The 23,556-nt window shown below is 40.4% G+C and carries 17 protein-coding genes and 1 tRNA gene; 5 read left to right on the top strand and 13 right to left on the bottom strand.

Features of this window, described 5'->3' with window-relative positions:
• The first annotated feature begins 6 nt into the window (after window positions 1-6).
• Both H8B17_RS05535 and H8B17_RS05530 read left to right on the top strand, forming a co-directional pair.
• Window positions 7-1,029, top strand: coding sequence for an asparaginase (locus H8B17_RS05535; protein ID WP_190308126.1), 1,023 nt, complete (start codon window positions 7-9; stop codon window positions 1,027-1,029).
• 12 nt (window positions 1,030-1,041) lie between these two features.
• The gene (locus H8B17_RS05530; protein ID WP_190308125.1) at window positions 1,042-2,013 is read left to right on the top strand and encodes a UDP-glucuronic acid decarboxylase family protein; all 972 of its coding nucleotides are present in this window, start codon (window positions 1,042-1,044) and stop codon (window positions 2,011-2,013) included.
• Between the two features lie 26 nt (window positions 2,014-2,039).
• Here the strand turns inward: H8B17_RS05530 and H8B17_RS05525 are convergent, their stop codons facing one another.
• From H8B17_RS05525 to H8B17_RS05515, 3 genes are all read right to left on the bottom strand, one after another.
• Window positions 2,040-3,254 carry a bifunctional 3,4-dihydroxy-2-butanone-4-phosphate synthase/GTP cyclohydrolase II gene (locus tag H8B17_RS05525; RefSeq protein ID WP_190308124.1) on the bottom strand — a complete coding sequence of 405 codons (1,215 nt, stop codon included), beginning with the start codon at window positions 3,252-3,254 and terminating at the stop codon, window positions 2,040-2,042.
• A 156-nt stretch (window positions 3,255-3,410) separates the two neighbouring features.
• Window positions 3,411-4,865, bottom strand: coding sequence for an LptF/LptG family permease (locus H8B17_RS05520; protein ID WP_190308123.1), 1,455 nt, complete (start codon window positions 4,863-4,865; stop codon window positions 3,411-3,413).
• A 65-nt stretch (window positions 4,866-4,930) separates the two neighbouring features.
• A complete protein-coding gene (locus H8B17_RS05515; protein ID WP_190308367.1) occupies window positions 4,931-5,308 on the bottom strand; it encodes an START-like domain-containing protein in 378 nt (125 codons plus the stop codon).
• 286 nt (window positions 5,309-5,594) lie between these two features.
• Between H8B17_RS05515 and H8B17_RS05510 the strand changes: the two genes are divergently transcribed.
• The 3 genes from H8B17_RS05510 (at window position 5,595) to H8B17_RS05500 (ending at window position 9,806) form a co-directional block, all read left to right on the top strand.
• Window positions 5,595-5,668: transfer RNA gene (locus tag H8B17_RS05510), tRNA-Met, on the top strand.
• A gap of 608 nt (window positions 5,669-6,276) precedes the next feature.
• The gene (locus tag H8B17_RS05505) at window positions 6,277-8,013 is read left to right on the top strand and encodes an amidohydrolase (RefSeq protein WP_190308122.1); all 1,737 of its coding nucleotides are present in this window, start codon (window positions 6,277-6,279) and stop codon (window positions 8,011-8,013) included.
• Window positions 8,014-8,234: 221 nt separating this feature from the next.
• Window positions 8,235-9,806: a calcineurin-like phosphoesterase C-terminal domain-containing protein gene (locus tag H8B17_RS05500; RefSeq protein WP_190308121.1), complete on the top strand. Its 1,572-nt coding sequence runs from the start codon at window positions 8,235-8,237 to the stop codon at window positions 9,804-9,806.
• Between the two features lie 89 nt (window positions 9,807-9,895).
• Here the strand turns inward: H8B17_RS05500 and H8B17_RS05495 are convergent, their stop codons facing one another.
• From H8B17_RS05495 to H8B17_RS05450, 10 genes are all read right to left on the bottom strand, one after another.
• Window positions 9,896-11,392: a calcineurin-like phosphoesterase C-terminal domain-containing protein gene (locus H8B17_RS05495; RefSeq protein ID WP_190308120.1), complete on the bottom strand. Its 1,497-nt coding sequence runs from the start codon at window positions 11,390-11,392 to the stop codon at window positions 9,896-9,898.
• Between the two features lie 36 nt (window positions 11,393-11,428).
• Entirely contained in the window at window positions 11,429-13,150 is a 1,722-nt protein-coding gene (locus H8B17_RS05490) for a RagB/SusD family nutrient uptake outer membrane protein (RefSeq protein WP_190308119.1), read from the bottom strand.
• A 13-nt stretch (window positions 13,151-13,163) separates the two neighbouring features.
• Window positions 13,164-16,127: a SusC/RagA family TonB-linked outer membrane protein gene (locus H8B17_RS05485; protein WP_190308118.1), complete on the bottom strand. Its 2,964-nt coding sequence runs from the start codon at window positions 16,125-16,127 to the stop codon at window positions 13,164-13,166.
• 31 nt (window positions 16,128-16,158) lie between these two features.
• Window positions 16,159-17,733: a BACON domain-containing protein gene (locus H8B17_RS05480; protein WP_190308117.1), complete on the bottom strand. Its 1,575-nt coding sequence runs from the start codon at window positions 17,731-17,733 to the stop codon at window positions 16,159-16,161.
• Between the two features lie 13 nt (window positions 17,734-17,746).
• Window positions 17,747-18,718: a BACON domain-containing protein gene (locus tag H8B17_RS05475; RefSeq protein ID WP_190308116.1), complete on the bottom strand. Its 972-nt coding sequence runs from the start codon at window positions 18,716-18,718 to the stop codon at window positions 17,747-17,749.
• A 296-nt stretch (window positions 18,719-19,014) separates the two neighbouring features.
• Window positions 19,015-20,766 (bottom strand): DUF6377 domain-containing protein, encoded by a 1,752-nt coding sequence (locus tag H8B17_RS05470; protein ID WP_190308115.1) that lies wholly within the window; start codon window positions 20,764-20,766, stop codon window positions 19,015-19,017.
• Between the two features lie 94 nt (window positions 20,767-20,860).
• The gene (locus tag H8B17_RS05465) at window positions 20,861-21,367 is read right to left on the bottom strand and encodes a hypothetical protein (RefSeq protein WP_190308114.1); all 507 of its coding nucleotides are present in this window, start codon (window positions 21,365-21,367) and stop codon (window positions 20,861-20,863) included.
• Between the two features lie 31 nt (window positions 21,368-21,398).
• A complete protein-coding gene (gene hemJ, locus H8B17_RS05460) occupies window positions 21,399-21,941 on the bottom strand; it encodes a protoporphyrinogen oxidase HemJ (protein WP_190308113.1) in 543 nt (180 codons plus the stop codon).
• A gap of 59 nt (window positions 21,942-22,000) precedes the next feature.
• A complete protein-coding gene (gene hemE / locus H8B17_RS05455) occupies window positions 22,001-23,035 on the bottom strand; it encodes a uroporphyrinogen decarboxylase (RefSeq protein ID WP_190308112.1) in 1,035 nt (344 codons plus the stop codon).
• On the bottom strand, window positions 23,035-23,550 hold the full coding sequence (locus H8B17_RS05450) for a hypothetical protein (RefSeq protein WP_190308111.1): 516 nt from the start codon (window positions 23,548-23,550) through the stop codon (window positions 23,035-23,037). The genes hemE and H8B17_RS05450 overlap by 1 nt, the downstream gene beginning before the upstream one ends.
• Window positions 23,551-23,556 lie beyond the last annotated feature (6 nt).

The following is a 23,556-nucleotide window of genomic DNA, read 5'->3' as shown; positions in this document are numbered from 1 at the left end:
TCCGATATGCAAAATATATTTATTATTTATACGGGGGGCACAATCGGCATGGTCAAAGATGCTGAAACGGGTACATTTGTTCCCTTCGATTTTGATTTAATAGCCCGCAACTTGCCCGATTTGGAAAGAGTGGATTATAGATTAACAGTCCATTCCTTCACCCCTATTATTGATTCTTCCAATATGAATCCGACGATTTGGGTGGAAATGGCGGAAATTATCCGGAATAACCACGACAACTATGATGGTTTTGTTATATTACATGGTTCTGATACGATGTCGTTCTCTGCGTCAATTTTGAGCTTTATGCTCGAGGGGCTTCAAAAACCCGTTATTCTATCCGGTTCTCAACTCCCCATCGGAGAAATCAGAACGGATGCACGGGAAAACATGATGACAGCCTTGGAAATTGCGTCTGCAAAGGACAATGGCAAATCTATTGTCCAGGAAGTTTGTATTTTGTTTGACAACAAGTTGTTTCGGGGAAACCGTTCTTTCAAATATAACTCGGCTAAGTTTGAGGCATTCCGCTCGCCCAACTATCCTGTTTTAGCAGAAGCCGGTATCCACATCAATTACAACCGCGAAGCCTTATTAGACAACACAGCCAAGGAGTTCATTATGCATACAGCGCTAGATAACCGAGTAGGTGTTCTTAAATTGTTTCCGGGGATTAGTCCGACCATTGTCAAGTCTATTTTAGATGCCGATGTACGTAGTATTGTCATGGAGACCTTTGGATCGGGAAATACAATGACCGATCAATGGTTTCTCGATATGCTTGCTGACACGATAAAAAAGGGAAAGAATATTGTCGATATTTCGCAATGCAAAGTGGGGTCGGTTGAACTGGGCCGGTACGAAACGTCACAAGGGTTGAAAGAACTAGGTGTTCTCAACGGATACGATATGACTTTCGAAGCTGCTGTGACAAAGCTCATTTATCTACAAGGACAGCTGGCCGAACAAGATGACGTTGCCTATTGGGTCGAAAAGAATATACGCGGAGAGTTAACCGTGAATGATTAAAAAGAGAACAAAATGGATATTACACGTAAACGTATACTGGTATCGGGTGGAGCTGGATTCATAGGTTCCCATCTTTGTGAAAGACTGCTAAGAGAGGGCAATGAAGTACTCTGTCTGGACAATTTTTTCACCGGCGCGAAATCAAATGTAGTACATTTATTGAATGACCCCTATTTCGAGCTAATCCGACATGATGTCACGGAACCTTTCTTAGCTGAGGTAGACCAGATTTATAACCTTGCGTGTCCTGCAAGTCCCTTACACTATCAGTATAATGCTATCAAAACAATTAAAACTTCGGTAATGGGGGCCATTCATATGCTAGGGTTAGCCAAACGCACACATGCTCGTATATTACAAGCGTCCACAAGTGAAATATATGGCAATCCTACCGTACACCCACAGGAAGAGAATTATTGGGGTAATGTCAACCCTATCGGTATTCGCTCGTGTTATGATGAAGGCAAACGGTGCGCAGAAACACTTTTCATGGATTATCATCGTCAGCATCAGGTCGATATTAAGATCGTACGAATCTTCAATACATATGGTCCAAGAATGCACCCTCAAGACGGACGCGTTGTCTCTAATTTTGTCGTACAGGCTCTCCAAGGTGGAGATATTACTATCTATGGAGATGGAACGCAGACGCGCAGTTTCCAATATGTAGATGATCTGGTAGACGGTATGATCAAAATGATGGCGTCGGATGATTTTATCGGCCCTGTAAATATGGGTAATCCTCATGAGTTTACCATACTCCAGCTTGCAGAAAAAGTAATTGAACTTACCAACTCCACGTCCAAAATTAAATTTATGCCCCTTCCTATGGATGATCCAAAGCAGCGTCAGCCAGACATTGGATTGGCCAAAGAAGTACTGGATTGGACACCAACAATACAACTAGAAAAAGGTCTGCTAAATACCATTGCTTATTTTCGAAAACTCATACATACCTCGGGTTATCCCTATACGAGCGTATAAAGAAAAAGACGCTTTCGCGTCTTTCCCTATAAATTCTTCATGATAGAATGGCCCATCCGATCCCTTTTTGTTTTGAGATAATGCTCATTATAAGGATTTGGCTCTATTTCTATCGGCACATTTTCAACTACTTCCAAACCATAGCCGATAAGTCCGGCACGCTTAGTAGGATTATTGGACATCAAGCGCATTTTAGAAACCCCCATGTGTCGTAAAATCTGCGCACCTACACCGTAATCCCGCAAGTCTGATTTGAAACCCAACTGCAAGTTAGCATCTACAGTGTCCACGCCTTCTTCTTGTAGACGATAAGCATGAAGCTTGTTTACCAAACCTATTCCACGCCCTTCTTGATTCATATAAACAACAATTCCCTTCCCTTCTTTCTGGATCATCTCCATGGCTTTATGAAGCTGTGGTCCACAGTCACATCTACATGAACCAAAAATATCTCCGGTCATACAGGAACTATGTACACGTACCAAAACAGGCTCGCCTTCCTCCCATTCTCCTTTATACAAAGCGAGATGTTGTTCGCCGGTATTTTTTTGTGTAAATGCTTTCAGCTTAAAGTCGCCCCACTGTGTTGGCATTTGAACCGTCTCTTCTTCCTGAATAAGAGAATCATGTTTTAGTCGGTATTCTATCAAATCCTGAATACTCACTATTTTGAGATCAAAACGCTCGGCTACCGGGATTAAATCCGGAAGACGGGCCATTTCTCCGTCGTCTTTTAAGATTTCGACCAATACACCTGCGGGTTCAAACCCCGCTAGACGAGCTAGATCGATCGCGGCCTCGGTATGGCCGGTACGTCGTAATACACCTCCATCTTTTGCAATTAACGGAAATATATGTCCTGGACGCCCCAATTCCTCAGGCTTAATATCGGGATTGATGAGCGCTTGAATGGTTTTTGATCTATCAGAAGCAGAAATGCCTGTGGTACATCCATATCCTTGCAAATCCACCGACACCGTAAAATTAGTTTCATACACCGCGGTATTTTGCCCCACCATCAGGCCAAGATTCAATTCGTCACAACGTTCTTGCGTCAAAGGAACGCAGACAAGCCCCCGACCATGCGTAGCCATGAAGTTTATTATTTCTGGGGTGGCGTTCCGGGCTGCGGTGACAAAATCGCCCTCATTTTCCCGATCTTCATCATCCACCACGATGACCACTTTCCCCGCTTTAATATCTTCTATAGCCTCCGCTATTGTGTTTAATTTTATATCCATCTTCATGTACGCTTAATCTATGCAAAGGTAGATTTCATATGTAAATAATTTGTCTTTTAAAGGTCATATGGAATATCCCGTCGTATTCATTTGTGTTTTACAATCGTGGATATTTCTTTATGCTGTTTTGTATAACAAACTTGTCAAAATCCAATGCTATATCTTCTTTCTAGTAAATTTGAAGCTGATCCATTTCCAGATGCGTTCCAATTTCTGTTTATATTGGTCTGCATCAAATAATGCGGAATCTGTTGTTGACTTATAGGTTAAAAACGCGGCCAAAGGCGTTAGTACAATAATCGCCATCCACATACCGATAAGCGGATCCATACTGCCATCTTTTGCTGCTTTTTCGGCCATTGTAGATATAATGTGGTATATCAGAAAGAAAATAATAGCTACCACAACAGGCAATCCTAGACCTCCTTTGCGGATAATGGCACCTAGTGGTGCTCCGATAGCAAAAAGTAAAAGACAGGACACCGCTAATGTAAACTTTCTATGAAACTCAATATGGTAGCGAATATCTCTATCGGAAAAAGCTCGATATTCGATGTCCTTCATTTCTAAAACGCTACTCATTTGCTGCGCTTGGCTCAACGCGTTGCTGATAATACCGCGACGTTGGTCTTCCGGCACATAGTCCATCAAAAAATGATTAAATTTTTGTACAGCTATGTGCTGTACGGTATCAACTCGGTAATAAGGCGAAAAATAAGAAACGTAGCTTTGCGTTTCTACTAAAATCTGGCGAGAAATACTATCTAATTGTATACGATTCGAGTCGGTATAATGCCTGAGCTGTTTTAAATTCAGCATTTGATGGTGTGACTTAAAAAGGCTTTCATCGGTTCGTTTCATTTGGAAGGCTTCCATGTCAAACTTTTGCTCTGTTTCCGCGAAGCGGAAGCGAGTGAACTGCTGCCTAGGGTCGTATCGCTTCGCATTTTTTACGCGTGATTCTTCATAACGAACACCATCTCTCAGACGCAGTATCATGTAGTTGTTATCGGCAGAGTTGTGCATAAAACCCTCTTTTGCCAACAGGACATTATTTGCGGTGTTGCCGGTTCGATGATCATAAATCATCAAATCGTACAATATTGTCCCGTCTTCACTTTTATTCTTAGCCCGAATCGAATAGCCGGGGATGGATTTATTAAAGATTCCAGGTTTGATTAAAAAATCAGCTTTCTTGTTGCGTACATCCCACAATAAAGACCCCATCTTTAAATTAACCACCGGTAGTATATAATCAGAAAATAAAAAAGAACCACCTGCAAATAATGTGACGAGAATGATAAGTGGTGTCATTGCTTTTCGCAAGGAGAACCCAGCCGCTTTGATGGCGACCAATTCATAGCTTTCTCCAAGGTTACCAAAGGTCATAATAGAGGAAAGCAACATGGAAAGCGGTAATGCCATAGACAATTGGACAGCACACTGGTAACCGATAAGTTCCATCAACACATACCATTCAAAACCTTTGCCTATGAGATCATCGATATACTTAAATAAAAAAAGCATCAATAGCACAAACATCACGATACAGAAACATACCATGAATGGTCTAATAAATGCTTGTAAAATTAATAAGTGTATCTTCTTCATATCACCTCTTATCGATCACCGCAATATGGTTACAAAGATACTATTTTTCCAGTAAGTAATCTAACTTATGCGCCTATTACGCTCTGCAGGTAACCGACAGAATTATTCCATATCTGTTTCCTATCTTCCAGGTTATCGGGCTTTACAAAATCGGTTATGGAAAGGGCTACATCATTCGTTAACTCATCTTGAATAATCTCTATTTCAAAATAATAAGGTTCATCCTCGAGCCATTTAAAACGAACACTTTTATTCTCTTTTACCGATACCAATTTGGCACGGTTCATCTCGTCGTCCCATATGAACTCATAGATGCCCTCTTTGTAATTGACATCGTCGGCAAACCACTGTGCCAATGCATTTGGTTCATGGATAAAAGGAAACAAGATGCGTGGTGATGAATTTATGATATACTCTAAGTGAATTTCTACTTTCTTTTCCATATAGTTCGTTTCGGCCATTTTAAAAACCAAGGTATTTTGTCTGTCGGTAAGTATACAATTTTATTTTGTTATTCTAAAACGGAATAGCTGAATTAATTTTTGACGATCCTATTTAGTTAAATTAAAAAAATAATTTTTTGCCTTTGGAAATGACGACTTATTGCTATATTACCTCTACAAAATAGCCCTTGATGACCGAGGAGAGCGAAATAAAATTTATTTTATATACAGACGAGAATATATTGCATATATAAATAAATTTATTTAGGTTTGCATCACGAAAAACGGCGGGGTAGCTCAGATGGTTAGAGCGCAGGATTCATAACCCTGAGGTCGGCAGTTCGATCCTGCTCCCCGCTACTAAATAGGAGAAGTGATTAAAACAATCGCTTCTCCTATTTTTATTTAGGGTAATCCAGTGTTAATCGGAAAAATGTAGATGAGGTTTCAGATCTTCCTATTACCGGAGGTTAAAAATACGGAAATAAAGTAGCGGGTGTCACAGCGGTAGTTGTTCATCCACAAAACGCTGCGCCGACTTCCCTTTTATTAACGTTCCCTTATGGAGATCGACCACCCAAGGTATTTTTTTACCATTTCCTCCCTTTTTGTAAAGCAGCAAAAACGGTTTAGACGTAGTATCAACCGCCGGATTTACATAAGGTTCACTTGGCGGTATAATTTTTGCATCCTCAAACAGGTATGTGGCTTTTTCCGTTTCTGTATAAAAGTTAGAAATATGGCTTGTCCATGGAAATCTTAGGAAATACCGATAAAATTGGAATACCTAGTATTTAAAGGACGTTAATCCTCCTGCGAAGCACAGCAAAATTCCGTCCCGCCAGACTTTGAATAAAAAACCAATAGCACAAAGCTATTAGAGGGAATTAACTATATTTTTCTCCGTGGTCTGCAAACTTAATTTACTTTTGTTTGTTAAATGTTCACCATTCATAAGCCATGTGAACATGAAGGTTATTTTATACACATTTTTGATAGTTGCACTGTCGGGTTGCGGACACGTTAGCGACCGACATAAGGGTGATGCCATCTATTTTGGAGGAACGATTTTGACCATGGAGGATACGTCCCCAACGGTTGAGGCCGTGGTGCTAAATGATGGAAAAATCATCTTCGCCGGTGACAAGCAAGAAGCAGAAAAATATGCCGATGAAACGACCGTCGAGTATGATCTGAAAGGAAAGACGTTATTGCCTGGGTTTATAGATGCTCACGGACATATTACATCAAGAGCAGGCATGATGCAAGCCGTTGATTTATCGCCTACACCTTATGGAACAGTAAATTCAATTGCTGACTTACAACAAACACTAAAGGAATATATTCGAAAACATAATTTACCAGTAGATCAACCTATAATTGGAAATGGTTATGACGATGCCATCATTACCGAACACCGACACCCTACAATACTCGAATTGAATGCTGTTAGTCAAACTCATCCAATTATTGTTATTCATGCATCAGGTCATGCTAGTGTTGTTAACTCAGCTATGCTGAAGTTCTTAGGAATAGATGAAACAGTACGAGATCCGGAAGGTGGCCATTTTGGTCGAGATAAAAAGACAGGAAAACTTAATGGGAAATTAGAAGAGAACGCAAGTTTTACAGCGTTGCTAAATTTGACAAAAAAGATCGCCCAAGAAAATGGAAACGAAAATAATGATACGATATCAAATGCTCTAAAAAATTTGTTGAAAGCCCAAGATGAATGGTTAAGCTACGGACAAACTACCATCTGTGATGGAAGAACAATGGGCGAGAGCCTTGCACTCTTAAAGGACGCGGCGGATAAAAATCTTTTAAAAGCAGACATTATTTACTTCCCTGACTATGAACACTATAAAGAACACCTGAAGGATTTCAAGCCCGAATACATGAAATATTACAATCGCCTGAAATTAGGTGGTTTCAAATTTTCTGATGATGGCTCTCCACAGGGAAAGACAGCATGGTTGACCCAACCCTACTTAGTTCCTCCAGAAGGTCAGGGAACCGATTATAAGGGCTTTCCTATTTTCACCGACTCAACTTTGTATTCAGACCTTAAAACATTGTTTCAAAACCATATCACCGCACAAATGCATGTTAATGGCGACGCTGCAATTGATCAAGCTATTCGGGTAATTAGCCGATTAAAAAGCGAAGGTACCTATAAGCCAGAATTACGCACGACCTTTATTCATGTGCAAAATAGTCGTCCAGATCATATTCAAAAAATTAAGGATATCGGTGTGATTCCTTCTTATTTCCCCACACATGTATATCTATGGGGAGATTGGCATTACACTAGTGTTTTCGGCCCCGAAAGGGCAGCTTTTATCAGTCCTACTAACGCTGCAAAAAAAGCAGGTATTATTTTCACAATCCATCACGATGCTCCGGTTACACCGCCAGATCTCATTACTGCTGTATATGCAGCTGTAAATCGAAAAACACGGTCAGGAAGAATCTTAGGACCTGACGAAAGAATAAAACCTTTGGATGCATTGAAAGCGATCACCATTCATGCTGCCTATCAGTTCCATGAAGAAAAAATAAAAGGTTCCATTAAAGTGGGGAAACTCGCAGATTTAGTTATTCTCGATCAAAATCCCCTTGAAATACCATCAGAAAAAATAAAAGATATTAAGGTATTGGAAACCATAAAAGAAGGAAAATCGATTTATAAATGGAATGAATAGAAATCATGAAAAAAGCTTATACTAAGTATGGCTATGCGAATATGAATTATTATAACCAAGCGTCTAAAAAATCTGATCGCTTTTCAATACTTTGATGCTAAAAAAATAGGCCAATTTGCCCGCTGGTGTAACACACTTAATATATTCTTAAAAATGTGGCTACGATTTGTTAATTTTAAAAAGTGACCTTTGTGAAAAATAATAATTTATCAACTAAAACCATGAATTTAAAATTTACCCTGATAATTGCTGGACTTTTTGTTTCAAGTCTAGGTTATGGACAAGAGATTGCCCGCGGTTTGGTTTATGAAGACACCAACCTGAACGGTAAGCGGGATGCAAAAGAAAAAGGAATCGCGCAGGTTGCTATCAGTAACGGCGTGGACGTTGTGCTTACCGATGCATCAGGGAGATATAACATTCCGGCCCGGGAAAACAGTGTTTTTTTCGTAATCAAACCCAACGGCTATCAGTTTCCGGTAGACGAAAACAACAGACCCCAATTTTATTATATCCACAAGCCAGAAGGATCTCCTGTCTTGAAATATACGGGGAGCAAACCTACAGGTAAATTACCGAAATCTGTCGATTTTGCGTTGCAAAAGGACGTCAATGAACAAAAAGATTTCAGCGCCTTAGTTTTTGGCGATCCACAGGCATACAATATGGACGAAATCAGTTATTTTGATAAAGGCATTATACAGGACATCGCTGATAAAGAAAAATTTTCTTTTGGACTAAGTTTAGGAGATTTAGTGGGTGATGACCTCGCTTTACATGGTCCCTATATAGAAACTGTCGGTAAACTTGGACTTCCATGGTTTAATGTGATGGGAAACCATGACATGAACTACGATGTTCAGGAAGATATATTCTCTGATGAAACCTATGAACAGAATTTTGGCCCCAACAACTTTTCTTTTAATTACGGCGACGCTCATTTTATTGTCCTTGACAATATCTTATATCCAAACCCTCGTACGGGAAAGGGCTATTTGGGTGGCTTTCGGAAAGATCAACTCGATTTTGTTGAGAACAATTTAAAATTCGTCCCGAAAGATAAACTGATTGTACTAGCTTTTCATATTCCGCTCTTACACCAAAATTCGAATGTTTTCCGCGATGAAGACAGACAGCGTTTATTCGATTTATTGGCAGAATACCCCAATACGCTTTCACTTTCGGCACATACGCATCTCCAAAGACATAATTTTTATACAAAAAATGATGGTTGGAGACAGGAGAAACCACACCATGAATATAATGTGGGCACGACTTCCGGAGACTGGTACTCGGGATTAAAAAATAAGCAAGGTGTACCTGCATCGACGATGCGTGACGGAACTCCAAAAGGCTATGTTATCCTGAATATAACCGGCAATACTTACACTTTTGACTATCAGGTAGCGGGTGAACCTGCTGATTATCAGCTCAACTTGACCTTCCCTGCAGAATTACAGCAGAAGAATGTTAGACGACATACCCTTTATGTAAACTTTTTTATCGGTAGTGAGGACAATATAGTGGAATATAGTTTGGATGGAAAAAGTTGGACCAAAATGCAACATACGCTAATAGAAGATCCTAGCTATCAATTCAACGTATTGAAATTTGATAACGCAGAAACCTTAATGGATGGACGCAGACCATCAGCTGCCACACCTTCTACTCATATCTGGGAAGCCAAACTACCTAGAAAGTTAGAAGTCGGTGAACACAATATTCAAGTAAGGGCAACCGATATGTTCGGAAGGACACACTTACAAACAAAATCTTTAAAAGTTGTAGAATAAAAATAAATGTCGTAGGATATCAAGAAGTATAAAAGAAAAGGTGAACTTAAAAAATTCACCTTTTCTTTTTCTGTTACCTTGCCAATACACTATAACGTTACGCGTTCGACGTAAACATTCCCATAAGGATCTTCTGCTTCCACTTTAATAGTGATTCCTGTCGTTGCAGAAGGTTTATAATAAAACATATGGTCATTATACGCCTCTGGTTCCGCAGAAGGGCGGTGAGCAGGTTTTTCGTCTCCGGAATAAGCATCGTACGCATCCCTATCCATCTCAAACCGTAGATTCTCCGCTAAAGTAGCTTTATAAACATCGTTCTCATAGACCTTAACCGTCCAATTGGTATGCCAAGCAAAAATATTGATAATAACACCATCCTGTCTAGAAGTTGTTACGGCTTGTCCCGGTTTATAGATCTTTATCTGGTAATCTTTTGATTGATCCGTACCCTTATAATACCAGTTTTTAATTTCATTGCCTTCAATCTCATAAACAGCATACCCACGCGGACTACCATCATTACATAGATAGTTCCAAAAAGCCCCCATGACCGATCCCAAGTTATTCTCCTCAATATCTTCACTGATTGTTGTCATGCGATTATTATGCAAGTGCCCCGTTAGTATGCGCACTTTATAGCCTTCTAATAGCTTATAGAGATCCTCTTTATTGCTAACGCCTAGATTTGGACGGTCTCTTCTTGATGTATAGATATGCGTACCCAATATAATAAGTTTATCCTTACTTACATGTTTTAAGTCTTCTTCCAACCAATCAAGCTGATTTTGTGTAATATGCGCGCTATAATCACTATGCCCGTTAAAATTAACGTTGTCCAATACGACGAAATGACAATCTCCGATATTATAGGAATAATAGGTTGGCCCGAAATTCGCTTCAAACTGGCGTGCTGCGTTATAATCGTCCATTAAAACTGTCCGGTCATGGTCGTGGTTACCAATAACCTGAAATACCGGCAGTTGTAGACGTTTTATCTCCGTCGCGTATTCTGGGAAATAGGCCATGTTGTCCCAAACTAGATCCCCCAAAGAAATCCCGTACACCGGTGACTCGGTTTTCATACTATTTGCATACTCTGCTATTAGCGGTATTTCTGTATTACGCAACCAGTTCAGTTCCACCGTTTGGCCGATTTGCACATCGGCTAACGCCAGCAACTGAAATTTATTTACAACAGCTTGTTTTTTCAGACTAAAATCCCGTCGCATAACTTCACTCCTGTCCGCAGGCAACGCATAATAGATTTTCGGTAATCCATTCTCCATGGGTATTTCATAGTTTGATGGAACGGAAACAAAGACAAATTTTGCGCGTTCGTTTGCTCCTAGCTGATAAATACCTTCCTCATCTGTCAGCGTCGTGGTATACCCATCGCTGACAACAGCGCCAACAACAGGTGTATCACCATCTGTAAGCTTACCGACCAGATTCATACCCTCTTTTACGACGATATCCGTAGGTTCTTCGGGAGCTGGATTTCTAACAAGTCGCTCATCCTCACTGCATCCGATAAAGAAGAGTAGGCTTAACGTTAACAATTTAAAAAATATTTTCCTTGTCATGATTCGATTATTTTCTCTTTAAATGATTTAAATTGATTATTTGCTATTTCCTCCATATCCCGGATTCTGTAACAATAAGTTATTCGCTGAAATAGCAGAGTATGGTATTGGAAATCTATTTTTCGTGTTATCTGTCGGCTCATGATCCCACCATTTCTCTTGTGTAAATGCTTCCCAACGGATAAGATCTGTACGACGACGTCCTTCTCCAAGAAATTCGATCAACCATTCATCCAGCATTCTGTATTTATCCATATTAGCAGCCGTCGCCGGGTTTGGATCGACCCTGTTTGCAAAGTTCCGTTCACGGACCGTATTGATTAATGTAGCAGCTGCTCCTGCGTCTCCCTCACGAAGCTTACATTCGGCGAGCATATAATATATTTCAGCCAAACGAATAACAGGTGCATCCGGATCAAATTGAAGTGGCTGATCCGCTAAATTGGGCTGTGGGACTTTTACGAGACGTATTCCACTGTTCTCCTCTCCTACTTGGATATTTGAAGGCAATTTGGATACATCCCCGCCATACTTTGTATTGAGTTCTTTAAATGGCGCAACAATGTCAACAAGATTAAGGATTTCTCCCGAATATGCCTTTGTTCCTTTAGTAGATTCCCCTGTTATAGGATTTGTTTGAGTACCCACCAAGAACATACCTTCGTAATTCTTATTACCTCTATAAACAAAAGGTTTTTTTCGAAGATCATTATCATGGAATTTCTCGTAAGGATTCCCTAATTTAAATTCTGTATATATCTGTCCGGTAGGTTTGCGGGAAGGACTAAGCATAAAACCATTGTATGGTGCTCCATTCCCGGAGACTCCACCAAAGTATTTACCGCTTTCCTGATGATAGAAATATCGCCAGTACCAAAGCCATGCGGCATCTGTTGTGGAACCGCCTTTGGAAGGAGCTGCCCAAATTATTTCCGGAGAGCGATCGTTATCGAAACCGTGCGGTCCCCACCATGTATTATCAAGTTCATAAACGCCGTATTCAACGTTAATGATATCTTGGCAAATAGCAGCACATTCCGCAAATCGGTCCTGTCCGGTATAAGCCTCTGCATTGAAATAAAGCTGTGCCAACATGGATGCAGCGGCCGCTTGTCTGATATATCCATCTTCAAATGCGCCCAATTGCGTCTTTTTCTTCAAGTTGGGAATTGCATTTTTCAGCAATCCTTCTATGTGGTCGAATGTTTCTTGTGCCGAAGCTCTTGGACGTAGCTCATCTTGGGTTGATTCATATATGGGCATTCCACCAAAAAAATCAAGACCGCGCATATAGAACCATGCAATCAAAGCCTCCAATTGTTGAACTTGATCTGCCTTGTCTTGTTCTGTCATTCCGACAGTCGAATAATCCAATGCCTCCAAATCTTCTTTAGCAGACATCGTACGGGCGATCCCCCCTCCAACTCCGTTATACGTATTTTCGACAAAACGATCATCCGGATTCCAAGTATGGTACTGCAAGCGGAAATATTCACCTCCATTATACCAATCCTCAGCACGCTGCGGACAGGTCATTGCATCCGTCGTCAACTCCTGTAGATACCAACGGTCGGCACCAATAAACCATCGCCAATGGGTAAACGGACGAGCAAGGACAGCGTATGTACTTTCTTTTGATGTAAAAAAGGTATCCGGCGTAACCGAAGAATAGTGTTGTTCATTGAGATCACAACCTCCCAATAAAAGGGAAAGCATGACTCCAGATAGTTTAAAATATTTTAGTGAATTGCGTTTCATATCTTATCTAATTTTAGAATGTCAATTGTACGCCTAACGTGAACCGACGGGTTTGTGGATACATACTAGCCGTACTATTAATTTGTTCAAAACCTGGGAATAGTCCGTTTAAACTTACTTCAGGATTGATTCCTTTATAAGAGGTCAATACCAATAAGTCTCTTGAGGTAAAGTACAATCGTGCTTTCGATATATATGGTGTATATTTCTTTAAATCGAACGTGTATCCAGCGCTGACTGCATCAAGCGCTACAAAAGAAGCGTCGCTTATAAATACATCGCTCAATATTTTTTCATCATTGACAGCAGCGTATCGATCAAATGCTTCTTTTAATACATTAAATTGCGACTGCGTACGCAACCCATAATACATATTGACTTGACTAAACGCATCATAATTAATATAGCTACGTAGAGATGCCGAGAAATCAAATTGTTTATAGCTTAAGTTGTGATCCCATGAAACGGTCAACTTAGGGATGGCATTGCCAACATAGTGTTTATTATCGTTGATCAAATTTTCACTTGTGCCTGGAACGATCTCGCCGTTCTGGTCGTGGATCAACCATTTTCCATTTTCGTCTAGTCCCGCATATTTAAAGACAAAGAATTGACCGATGGTCGATCCATTCAATAGACGTCCGGCCCTTCCTGGGTTACCCGGAGAAGGAAAAGCATCCATATCGATAACACCGTCTTCTCCCAAATCCAATATTTTGGACGTATTGTGTGAAAAACGGGCTATGGTATTATAGTTCCAATCTTTATTACGGACGATTTCGCCACCCAGTTCAAATTCCCAACCTTTATTCTGTAAGGTTCCCACATTTCGCATGATGGTGGTATGGGTCATTGGAGGCGTTGGGGCATCCGTTTGGAATAACAGGTCTTTCACGCGCCGTTGATAAATATCAAATTTACCAAATAAGCGATTGTTCCAGAATCCAAAGTCTACTCCAGCGTTAAACTCACCTTTTTCTTCCCATTTGAGATTAGAGTTGACATTTCGTTGTGGTCCGTATGCGTAGATCCACTCACCTGTGGGCGTCGGATACATTTGACTATCCGGGCTGTACATACGGGTCGCGTAACCGTTACCAAAACTATTGTTACCTGTTACACCGTAACCTGCACGTAGCTTTAGGTCACTGATGAAAGGTAAATCTTTGATAAAGTCTTCTTCAATAAGTCGCCATCCTCCCGAAACAGCCCAAAAGTTCCCCCAACGATGGTTTGGACCGAATTTAGAAGAGCCCTCTCGCCGATAACTTCCGGATAGGATATAACGGTTTTTAAACGTATAATTAACACGCCCAAACAGCGATAAAAGGCGTTCACGTGGATCTTTCTGTGAAGCCATGCCTGCTCTTCCATCGCTTAGCCACGTACCGTCTTCCATATTCCACGGCCCCACCCCTTCGATCGTAAAATTGTAATTTGTCATATTAAAGCTTTCGCCATTTCCTTCCCAATAACTATATCCGGCTACCGCATCAACATGGTGATTCTCTTGGAATATCTTCTTATAGTTAAGATAAGCATCTGCAGAAAAACGGTTATCTTTACTAAATCCATGATAACCCTCTCCTCGTCTTGCATTATCGACGGATGATTTATGATGAGGAGATGTATAACGGTACAACTGCCATTTTGATTCTTGATATCCAACAGTTCCCTTTGCAGATAAATTATCTGTCAGGTTAATATTAAGCGAAACATCGCTTAACAACCAGCTGTCTTTTCCATCATAGGTTTTCAACATGATATCAGCGACGGGATTGTAACTCGTTCCAGAAATACCAATTTCCCTTACGTTATACCCCGATTCATTCGCATCGTTGTATATCGGTATGGTTGGATTTAACATCATCGCCGCATTGAAAGAACCGGAACCGTTTCGCTGATCTCGTTGTGCTTGACGGTATTCTGCACGTGCCTGAATCTCTACTTTATTGTCAAATAAGGAAAATTTGCTATTCATACGCCCAGCATAATCTTTCCGTCCGTCGCCAATGACAATTCCTTTTTGATCCTGTGTCGAAAACGTAGTATATATCAGCGCGTTCGGACTACCGCCAGATATATTGAGCACTTGACGGTGTGAAAACGGGCGATCATTGGTCAACGCACTATACCAGTCCGTATCGTATCCATAATCTTGACCAAGACCATACATGACATATTCACTCGATGTAAGAAGATCAGGACGTTTTCTTACCTGTTCTGTCGAAAACTCTCCACTGTATTGCACTTTTACATCGCCCACTTTAGCTTGCTTGGTAGTTATGAGTATAACACCACCTGCGGCACGCGTACCGTAAATAGCACCTGCCGAGGCATCTTTTAACACGTCAATGGTTTCAATGTCTTCTTGGCTAAGCGCCCGGATATCGCCACCGGGAATACCATCAATAACAACCAATGGTCCTTGCCCTGCGTTTACAGAAGCAACTCCCCTTAACTGAAAACTGTTACCGGCGTTCGGACTCGAAGTACCGTCAATCATCAATCCCGGCACCTTTCCCCGTAAAGCAGTTGCAATGGTAGCTCCGCCAAGTCCTGAAGTAAGCTTATCGCCTCGAATAGATGTAATGGAGGAAGTAACCTGTCGTTTTTCCAAAGAGCCGTACCCGATAACAACGGTCTCGCCTAAATCAATGAATGAGGAGACCAATTGAATATTAATCTCACTTCGGTCACCCGCCAACTCTTCTACGGTTTGATAACCGATAAGTGAAAATACCAATACATCTGTTGGTTGAATATTACTGATCGCATAGTTTCCTTCCCGGTCAGAAACGGTTGTTTTTTGCTCCCCTTTCACGGTGACACTCACGCCGATCATTACTTCACCATCTTCATCCTTGATGGTTCCCGAGATATTATTAGTCTGCCCTTGGGCTGTCGATATAAGCGTAAAGAACGCAAATATGGGGGCTAATATATGATAAAGCGCACGCTTTCTTAATTTTTTCATTTTATGATATTATTTCTATGACAAAGAGCTACTAATTTACCTTACTGTGTTTCTCCAACTTGATGTCGTTCAACAACCAACGATTGTATCTGCCACCAAGGGTTTTCGTACTTGGCCTTATGATGACTTTTGTTTCGGAGGTGATGCCATAAAGAACCACACTTTTTTCTATCCAATACCAATCAGTAGCCGCGTTATCTGGAATCTGGATGTCAAGATCATCTTTATACTTGGTGCTTTTATCATCTATGCCAACCGATCCCGGCCCTTCTATCTCGACCATCAAGATGACATCATCGAACCCACTTCCCGAACTTCCTCCTCGCGCAGGTGTCGCATTAAACGTCAGTCTCACATTCGTTGATCTGTCTGCTGTTGTATTCGGTATAGACACCAATTTAATTCCGGTTTCTACGTCTGTCTTTCCCATTTTGAAATAGTGCGCACCATAATAGAAGGCGTTCCCGTTCCAATTGACATCCTCATAGTTGCGATTTGCGAAGGCTGTAGCGGCAGACACTGTCGCAGATCCCGTGGGACCGGTGGTGTGCATATTTTTAGTTGATCCCGCGAAACCTTTTCCATGCCCCGCTGAGGTAGGTGCTTTCAACAACTCGTCTTCTCCGCCATATGGACGTACCCATTCAAAGTCATCTGCATAATATAAATATCCAACCGCTTTTCCATCGTCCGGCAACAATACTTCTTGTTTCACGGTAACAACAGTAGTTAAATTATCAGCATCTTTAATGGTAATCGCACCGGTACGTGCTACGGCAGTCGGTTCCAGACTAACAGTCACTTCCGTTGTACCAGCATCTCCTTTATTGGGCGTTACGTGTATCCAACTGTCGCTTGCCAATGTCCAAGCCTCAACAGCATTAATCTCAAAGGTTGCCGCCCCGCTGGTAATTGCTCCACTTTGATTCCCTGTGATTATAGTGACCTCCGTCAGCGGAATATAAGTAAGGTCCTGTTCTACATCGACTTTTTCCGTTTTATCACCGGAAATAACCGTAAACGACCCTTGACGAGATTCTCCTGTATTATTCTTCGTAACCGTTAATATTACCGAGACATTCCCCGCTTTTCCCTCCGTTTTGTCCACGGAAATCCATTCCGGTAATTCGGAAATACGCCAATCTGAATTCGTGGATATATAGATAGCCGGTGCTTTTCCATTATCAAGTAAACCTCTGATATTAACCGCTATTTCTGCAGGAGATATATTTAGTTCCTCTACTTTTTTCACTTGTTTGATATCGACAGAAATCGTTTGACCGAGGCTTTCAAATACAATCTTGCCTTCTCTGTCTTCCATCGTCCCAGCTTCTTCTCCGGTTAAAAAGATCGTATAACGACCACGATCACCAGTGCCTTTACTGAGTTCTATCCACTCCGGCTTTGACGATACTTGCCAGGTTCCGCTGGTACCGATTTCAATCTGGGCATGATCTCCGTTTTCTAATAGCCCCTGATAATTCAACGAAACGCTATTCGTTGATACTTCGAAAATGTCATCCATATCCAATGTCTGCTTACAAGAATGAAAAGACATTGTTGCCAAAATGGTCAGCAAGATGACAGTTGCTTTTATATTTTTCATAATCTATTGGATGCTAGTTTGTTTTTATTTTTTCAATCTTGATATCATTCAAGCTCCAGCGAAAAGTACCTGTATCGGAACCTGTTTTTGTTGTTTTTAATGTGATCTTGCTACCTGCTTCTATTCCGAAAAGTTCCACACTTCTTTCAACCCAATGCCAAGGGCCACCGTTGGGAATCTGTATGCTGATTTCCTCACTTGTCTTTTTTGATCCGCCGCCGACAGTACCCGGCCCCTCAATCTCAACGATAACCTGTACATTGTCATAGTTCCCGCTACCCGTACGAATTGGGGTGGCATTGAATGTAAGACGGGCATTTGTTGTTTTACCGTCTTCAAGATTAGGAATATTGGTAAGTCGAACCCCAGTTTGATAGTTAGTTTTCCCCATTTTAAAGTAATGTTTCCCTAAATAGAAACAATTGCCTCCCGAATTAATGTCTTCATATCCTCTGGAATTGAGTGCCGCTTTTGCAGCGGCTACGGTATTCGCATTAATTGTCGTTCCGGTAGCTTGTTTTTCAATTTCATCTTCTCCTCCAAATTCTTCACACCAGCTAAAGTCATCTTCCAAGTATACGAATCCTACATCTTGACCATCATCCGTGTCTAAATCCATAGTCTGTATAACCGTTACTTTTTCTTTTAACTCTTTAGAAGATATAGTAAGTTGCCCTATACGGGTATCCCCAGTGGTGTTTTCCTGGATGTCGATTATCACGTCTGTTTGTCCCCTTCCTATAGGTTTATCCGTCGTTATCCAGTTGACATCACTCGTTATTTCATATCCTAAATTTGCTAAAACGGTAAGCGTAGGCTTGCTACCGGAGCTCAATCTTCCCGATTGGATAACAGATAGCTGTATTTTGTCTACCTTGAGACGTGCAGCAGCATTCTTGGTATTGTCCTCCTTTGAACAGGCAAAAAATCCTAGACAGCCGAGCAATAGTACAAAGCCCCAGAAAATATTTCTTTTTTGTTTCATATTTATATAAATTAATTATGGCTCGCATTTTCATTTACTGATACGTACTTCATATAAGCATCAGTCGGTATTTTATGATTCTATGATTATGATAGTAGATAAGTACAATAATTTTTTTGGTATCTTAATATTATTAGCGACATCAAAGTTCTGAATTTTGATTTGAGATAAAGATACCCCTGCTGTCTATACAGGAAAAATCAAAACAAAAGAAATAAATAATAATCTGAAAATGAATCGATTATAACACTTCACGAATCCCCGTAATCTAAACTTTTTCGTCTATAAAAAAGAGGTTATAGGGTAGAGGCACCCCATTGTTTGTGTTTCCGATATTCTTTGATTCGCTCTTCAAAACTATGTGGATAGTTTGATTTATTTTTCATTTTTGACCTATATGTATAGATCGTTGTAATGGAGCACCTCAAAAACTTGGCTATTTTATAGCTGTCCGTTATACCGAGTCTAATAAGTGCAAACACACGTAGCTCTGTCGTCAATAACTCGTTTTGTTTTATTTTTTGCTGGTCCTCTTCAGCGAACAAGCCGTTAAATTCAGAAACAAAGTTCGGGTATAAATTCAAAAATGTTTCGTCAAAGTTTGCAAGAAACACTTTATGTTCATTTTCAATATATTTTGTAGACTGTAACTCTTTTTCTATTTTGTCTAACTTCCCTCCTTTAAGCAGTCGTTTTAAACTACCTCTATATTCATCAAGTTTATCAATATAATCAGAACATAAGTCTATAAACTTGCTTAGGTAGGTTTCTTTCAAGATATTTGTTGATACCAATTCGCTGTTGACAAAACGGAGCTGATTATTGGTCGTTTCTAGTTCGGTGTTCGTTAAGTGTAATTTATCACTCAGTGCATTCAATTCCTCATTCATCTCCATCAGGTCGTCATTCATTCTGCTCAGCTGACCTTTTGCTCTGTCCAACTTTCTGTACTGTCTAACGATATATATCGACAGAAAAACCGAACAACCTAATAAACAGACAATTACAAAAAAAGCGGATGAAATCGTATTCTTCTGCTGTAGAATTTTGGCGTTGTAGCTTGCATAAATGCTCGGCATAATTTTTATGATATACTGCGTCCACCTATATGCACCACTATATATCGCATCCTGTAAGGAAATTTCAATAAATTTATACGCGACTTCTATGTTACCTTCATTATAAAGAATCTCTGCAAGCTTCCAAAGGGAAACGTATTCTTTTACAGCATGTTTTACATCTGTAATAGATGATATCACCAAATATTGTCTTTCTTTTTCTACATTCCCCTTTAGTCTATACAAATCAGACATATAAAAAGCGACATGGGCCATATCGCGGTCTTCAGTAGTTAGCTGGTGATAGGCTTTGTACAATATTTCCATCGCCTGATTATAGTCGCCTTCTACCTTGATTTTATTTGATAAATGTATAAGGTACCAAACGGAGTTTTTTGGAATGATAGCCATTAAGGAGTCTCGGCTAGCTTCTATTATGTTCTCGTAAGCTTTCAGCTCTCGTTCACTAATAGCTTGATCAGCTAAACCTTTGTATAATTCCATCTGTGCGACAAAATAAAGTCGTTTGAGATCTTCCGAGAGCTCCTTTTTAAAGAAATGCTCTTCTAATAATTCTGCACATTCTTTATACATTCCTGTGTATGCATAAACACGAGCAGTCAAAAGTAATGACTCTTTTAGGTAAGCCGGGTGAGATTTAAGTATACGCTCCGACAAAGAGCGCATATGCTCTGCATACTCCAAAGCGGTATCAATCTGTAAATCATAGTACATATGATATAGCGTTCTACATGCATCAAACTGCTCCACGGCTTCGGTAGATGATTGCAATTCTTTTCGCACACTGTCAATCTGATTTAACTTCCTGTCGAGGTAATATTCACGGTCCCCAATCGCCTGCTTTAATGTATCCAGAGATTTTGAAGATGAATCCGTCGGGCTACATTGGCTAGCAAATATTAGTATTATTGTCGAAACAACTACGCCGAATAGGGTACGGTTTTTATTCGAAATATAATTTACAGACATGCGTGTTTCTCTAAAAGCATGCTTTAAAGTCAATTGTTTTATTTGTCCAGATAACGAGCATGTGAATATGTCATCAGCTACGTTATAAAGTTCTTTACCACAAATGATAACGCATGCCGAACATCAAATAATTAGGCTGTACTTCTTCCCATTCGAAATGGTATTTAAGTTTATATCCCGTATATAACGATAGGTTTACTGCCGGCATATAATAACTAACACCAGCTTGTCCATTCAATATGGTAAAATTCTCGCGTTTTTCGGGTGATACCTGTTCTTGGTCTACCATCAATTCATTGTAACGGTAAAAGTCTTGGCTTAATCCCCCTCCGATAAATACATTAAAATTACGCTGGGTTTTATCTAACAATGACAACAGATAATCAGTGCCAACGGCTACGTATCCATTTCGACCATATACCTGTGCTTGTAAGGCAGAGCGTTTGGCGAAGTCGTACTTTCCCTGAACGCCAAATGCTCCTTGATAATCTGGCGATTCTAACTGCACATCACCGTAGAAACCAAATGCCCAAGCATGTTCTTGTGCTTTTCCTTGCCATACAACTACAGATAGAAGTAATAATAAAACTATATTCTTCATATGTCTATTTCCTGATAATTAGTCTCCTACGTTACTCTTTTTTCGCATTTCGATACCTTCTGTAAAGCTTAATCAGCAGCATCAATAAGAGCGCTAGCCCTAACAAACCTACCACACCGTAAATCCAATCGATCGCAGACCTAAAAATAACTAAAAAAACGATGGCAAAAAGAATAATGGTGGAAATTTCGTTCCACAGGCGTAACTGTGTGGAAGTCCATGTAGACGTACCTGCAGCCAATTGCTTCATGATGTGCTGACTTTTAAAATGATAAACGAGTAAAGCCGCGACAAATGTAAGTTTCACGTGCATCCATCCTTGACTTAACAAACCTGGCGATAGATAAAGCATGGTCAATGCAGAAGCGACAGTGATATACATCGCCGGCGTGGTGATCACCCACCAAAGCCTTCGTTCCATAACGATAAATTGCGCATGCAAAACCTGGTACTCCATGTCCAGTTTTTGCTTTGCTTCTGTATGGTAGACGAACAAACGGGGCATGTAGAACAGCCCCGCCATCCAACAGACCATAAAGATAATATGCAGTGATTTTGCGTATAGGTATATCATCTGTTCATTCATTGTTTGTGATTCGTTCCTGCCTGAGCAAGTTTACGAATCACAATAGACTAATATCGAAATTCCTTTACAAGGTTAATAGCATGCTTCACGTTATCAAAGGGAATATCCGGCATAATCCCATGCCCTAAATTAAAGATAAATCCATCCTCGCCACGCATACGCTCAAACAATTGTAAAATTTTATCCGTAATAACCTGCTTATCTGCATACAATACAAATGGATCTAAATTGCCTTGTACGGCAATCCCCTTGGGGAGCATTTGTTTCACATTTTTTAAATCAGCATTCCAGTCGATGGATACCACATCTGGATTTGCTTCTGCCATCATCGGCGCAAATACCGAAGAACCTTTACAGAAAGAAATCACGGGAACGGACCGTTTGATATTGTCCAGAATATATTTATTATAGTAATGTGCAAAATCGCGATAATCGTTCCATGATAATGCTAATGCCCAACTATCAAACAATTGTACAGCATTGACACCGGCATCAATTTGCATATTCAGATAACTTATCGTGACGTCGGCAATTTTTTGCAGAAGCTGATGGGCTAACGCGGGTTCATTATTAAGCAACAATTTTGTTCGTTTAAAATCTTTAGACGAACCTCCCTCTACAAGATAACTTAATAGCGTGAATGGTGCTCCTGCAAAGCCAATTAAAGGGATACGTCCTCCCAGACGTTCTTGTACTACTCGAATAGCATCTGCCACGTATTGTAGTTTATCTAAACAATCGACTTCGAGCTGATCTATATCCGCCTGCGTACGTACGGGATTACTAAATCGAGGGCCTACTCCTTGTTCAAACGATAGGTCTCCTCCCATGGCCTCACCCGTTACCAGGATATCAGAAAATAGGATCGCTGCGTCGATATCCAACAGATCTACCGGCAACATGGTGACATCTGCTGCGATTTCCGGTGTTTTACACATTTCCAAAAAACTGTATTTATTCTTTATTTCCCAATATTCGGGCATAAAGCGTCCAGCTTGACGCATCATCCAAACAGGAGGTCTCTCCGTAGACTGCGATAACGCAGCTCTAATCAATAAATCGTTCTGTAAAGTTTTGTTCACTACGTCTGTTTATTTAGTTCTTTTTGTATTTTTTCGATAATTCCTTTTTGACGTTCTGTAAGCTTGAGCTTACTAGCGAGTTCAAGATAGGCTGGAACACGTTCATAATTACGCTTGCGTAAACTAATATTTGCCAAATTAATCAATACGAACCCCTTCTCTGTATCCCGTTTCCAGGGTAAACGAGATGCTAATTGAAAATGATACTCAGCGTCGTCAATCCGCTCCTCTTTCAACGCAATATTACCCATCATAAATTCGTAATAGTTCCGTCGCTTCTTCCGCAACTTGTCGGGATCTTTAATTTCCGACAGCAAGCTTTTTGTCTTCTCGTAATCTTGTTTGTGAAAAGCTTGCGTAGCCAAGAAAACAGTACCTTCCCGATAATGGCTCCAAATGAAGTATCCAATCAGCCCTAAAATATAAATTGTAATATTGTAATGCTTCTCGTAAACTGCATAAAGAAGAAATGTCACCGCAATGCCGATGACAATCATTCTTGCTCGTGTGTTCATTTACTC

This window comes from Sphingobacterium arenae, assembly GCF_014692505.1.
Taxonomy (GTDB): Bacteria; Bacteroidota; Bacteroidia; order Sphingobacteriales; family Sphingobacteriaceae; genus Sphingobacterium; species Sphingobacterium arenae.
The sequence above is the reverse complement of the archived record's forward strand: the minus strand, read 5'-3'. Positions and strand labels throughout refer to the sequence as shown.

Excerpts from the sequence above, each read along its gene's own strand:
- H8B17_RS05500 (WP_190308121.1), top strand. The coding sequence starts at position 8,235 with ATGAATTTAAAATTTACCCTGATAATTGCTGGACTTTTTGTTTCAAGT.
- H8B17_RS05480 (WP_190308117.1), bottom strand. The coding sequence starts at position 17,733 with ATGAAAAATATAAAAGCAACTGTCATCTTGCTGACCATTTTGGCAACA.
- H8B17_RS05465 (WP_190308114.1), bottom strand. The coding sequence starts at position 21,367 with ATGAAGAATATAGTTTTATTATTACTTCTATCTGTAGTTGTATGGCAA.
- H8B17_RS05530 (WP_190308125.1), top strand. The coding sequence starts at position 1,042 with ATGGATATTACACGTAAACGTATACTGGTATCGGGTGGAGCTGGATTC.
- H8B17_RS05485 (WP_190308118.1), bottom strand. The coding sequence starts at position 16,127 with ATGAAAAAATTAAGAAAGCGTGCGCTTTATCATATATTAGCCCCCATA.
- H8B17_RS05520 (WP_190308123.1), bottom strand. The coding sequence starts at position 4,865 with ATGAAGAAGATACACTTATTAATTTTACAAGCATTTATTAGACCATTC.
- H8B17_RS05505 (WP_190308122.1), top strand. The coding sequence starts at position 6,277 with ATGAAGGTTATTTTATACACATTTTTGATAGTTGCACTGTCGGGTTGC.
- H8B17_RS05475 (WP_190308116.1), bottom strand. The coding sequence starts at position 18,718 with ATGAAACAAAAAAGAAATATTTTCTGGGGCTTTGTACTATTGCTCGGC.
- H8B17_RS05450 (WP_190308111.1), bottom strand. The coding sequence starts at position 23,550 with ATGAACACACGAGCAAGAATGATTGTCATCGGCATTGCGGTGACATTT.
- H8B17_RS05515 (WP_190308367.1), bottom strand. The coding sequence starts at position 5,308 with ATGGAAAAGAAAGTAGAAATTCACTTAGAGTATATCATAAATTCATCA.
- H8B17_RS05495 (WP_190308120.1), bottom strand. The coding sequence starts at position 11,392 with ATGACAAGGAAAATATTTTTTAAATTGTTAACGTTAAGCCTACTCTTC.
- H8B17_RS05470 (WP_190308115.1), bottom strand. The coding sequence starts at position 20,766 with ATGTCTGTAAATTATATTTCGAATAAAAACCGTACCCTATTCGGCGTA.
- hemJ (WP_190308113.1), bottom strand. The coding sequence starts at position 21,941 with ATGATATACCTATACGCAAAATCACTGCATATTATCTTTATGGTCTGT.
- H8B17_RS05535 (WP_190308126.1), top strand. The coding sequence starts at position 7 with ATGCAAAATATATTTATTATTTATACGGGGGGCACAATCGGCATGGTC.
- H8B17_RS05525 (WP_190308124.1), bottom strand. The coding sequence starts at position 3,254 with ATGGATATAAAATTAAACACAATAGCGGAGGCTATAGAAGATATTAAA.
- H8B17_RS05490 (WP_190308119.1), bottom strand. The coding sequence starts at position 13,150 with ATGAAACGCAATTCACTAAAATATTTTAAACTATCTGGAGTCATGCTT.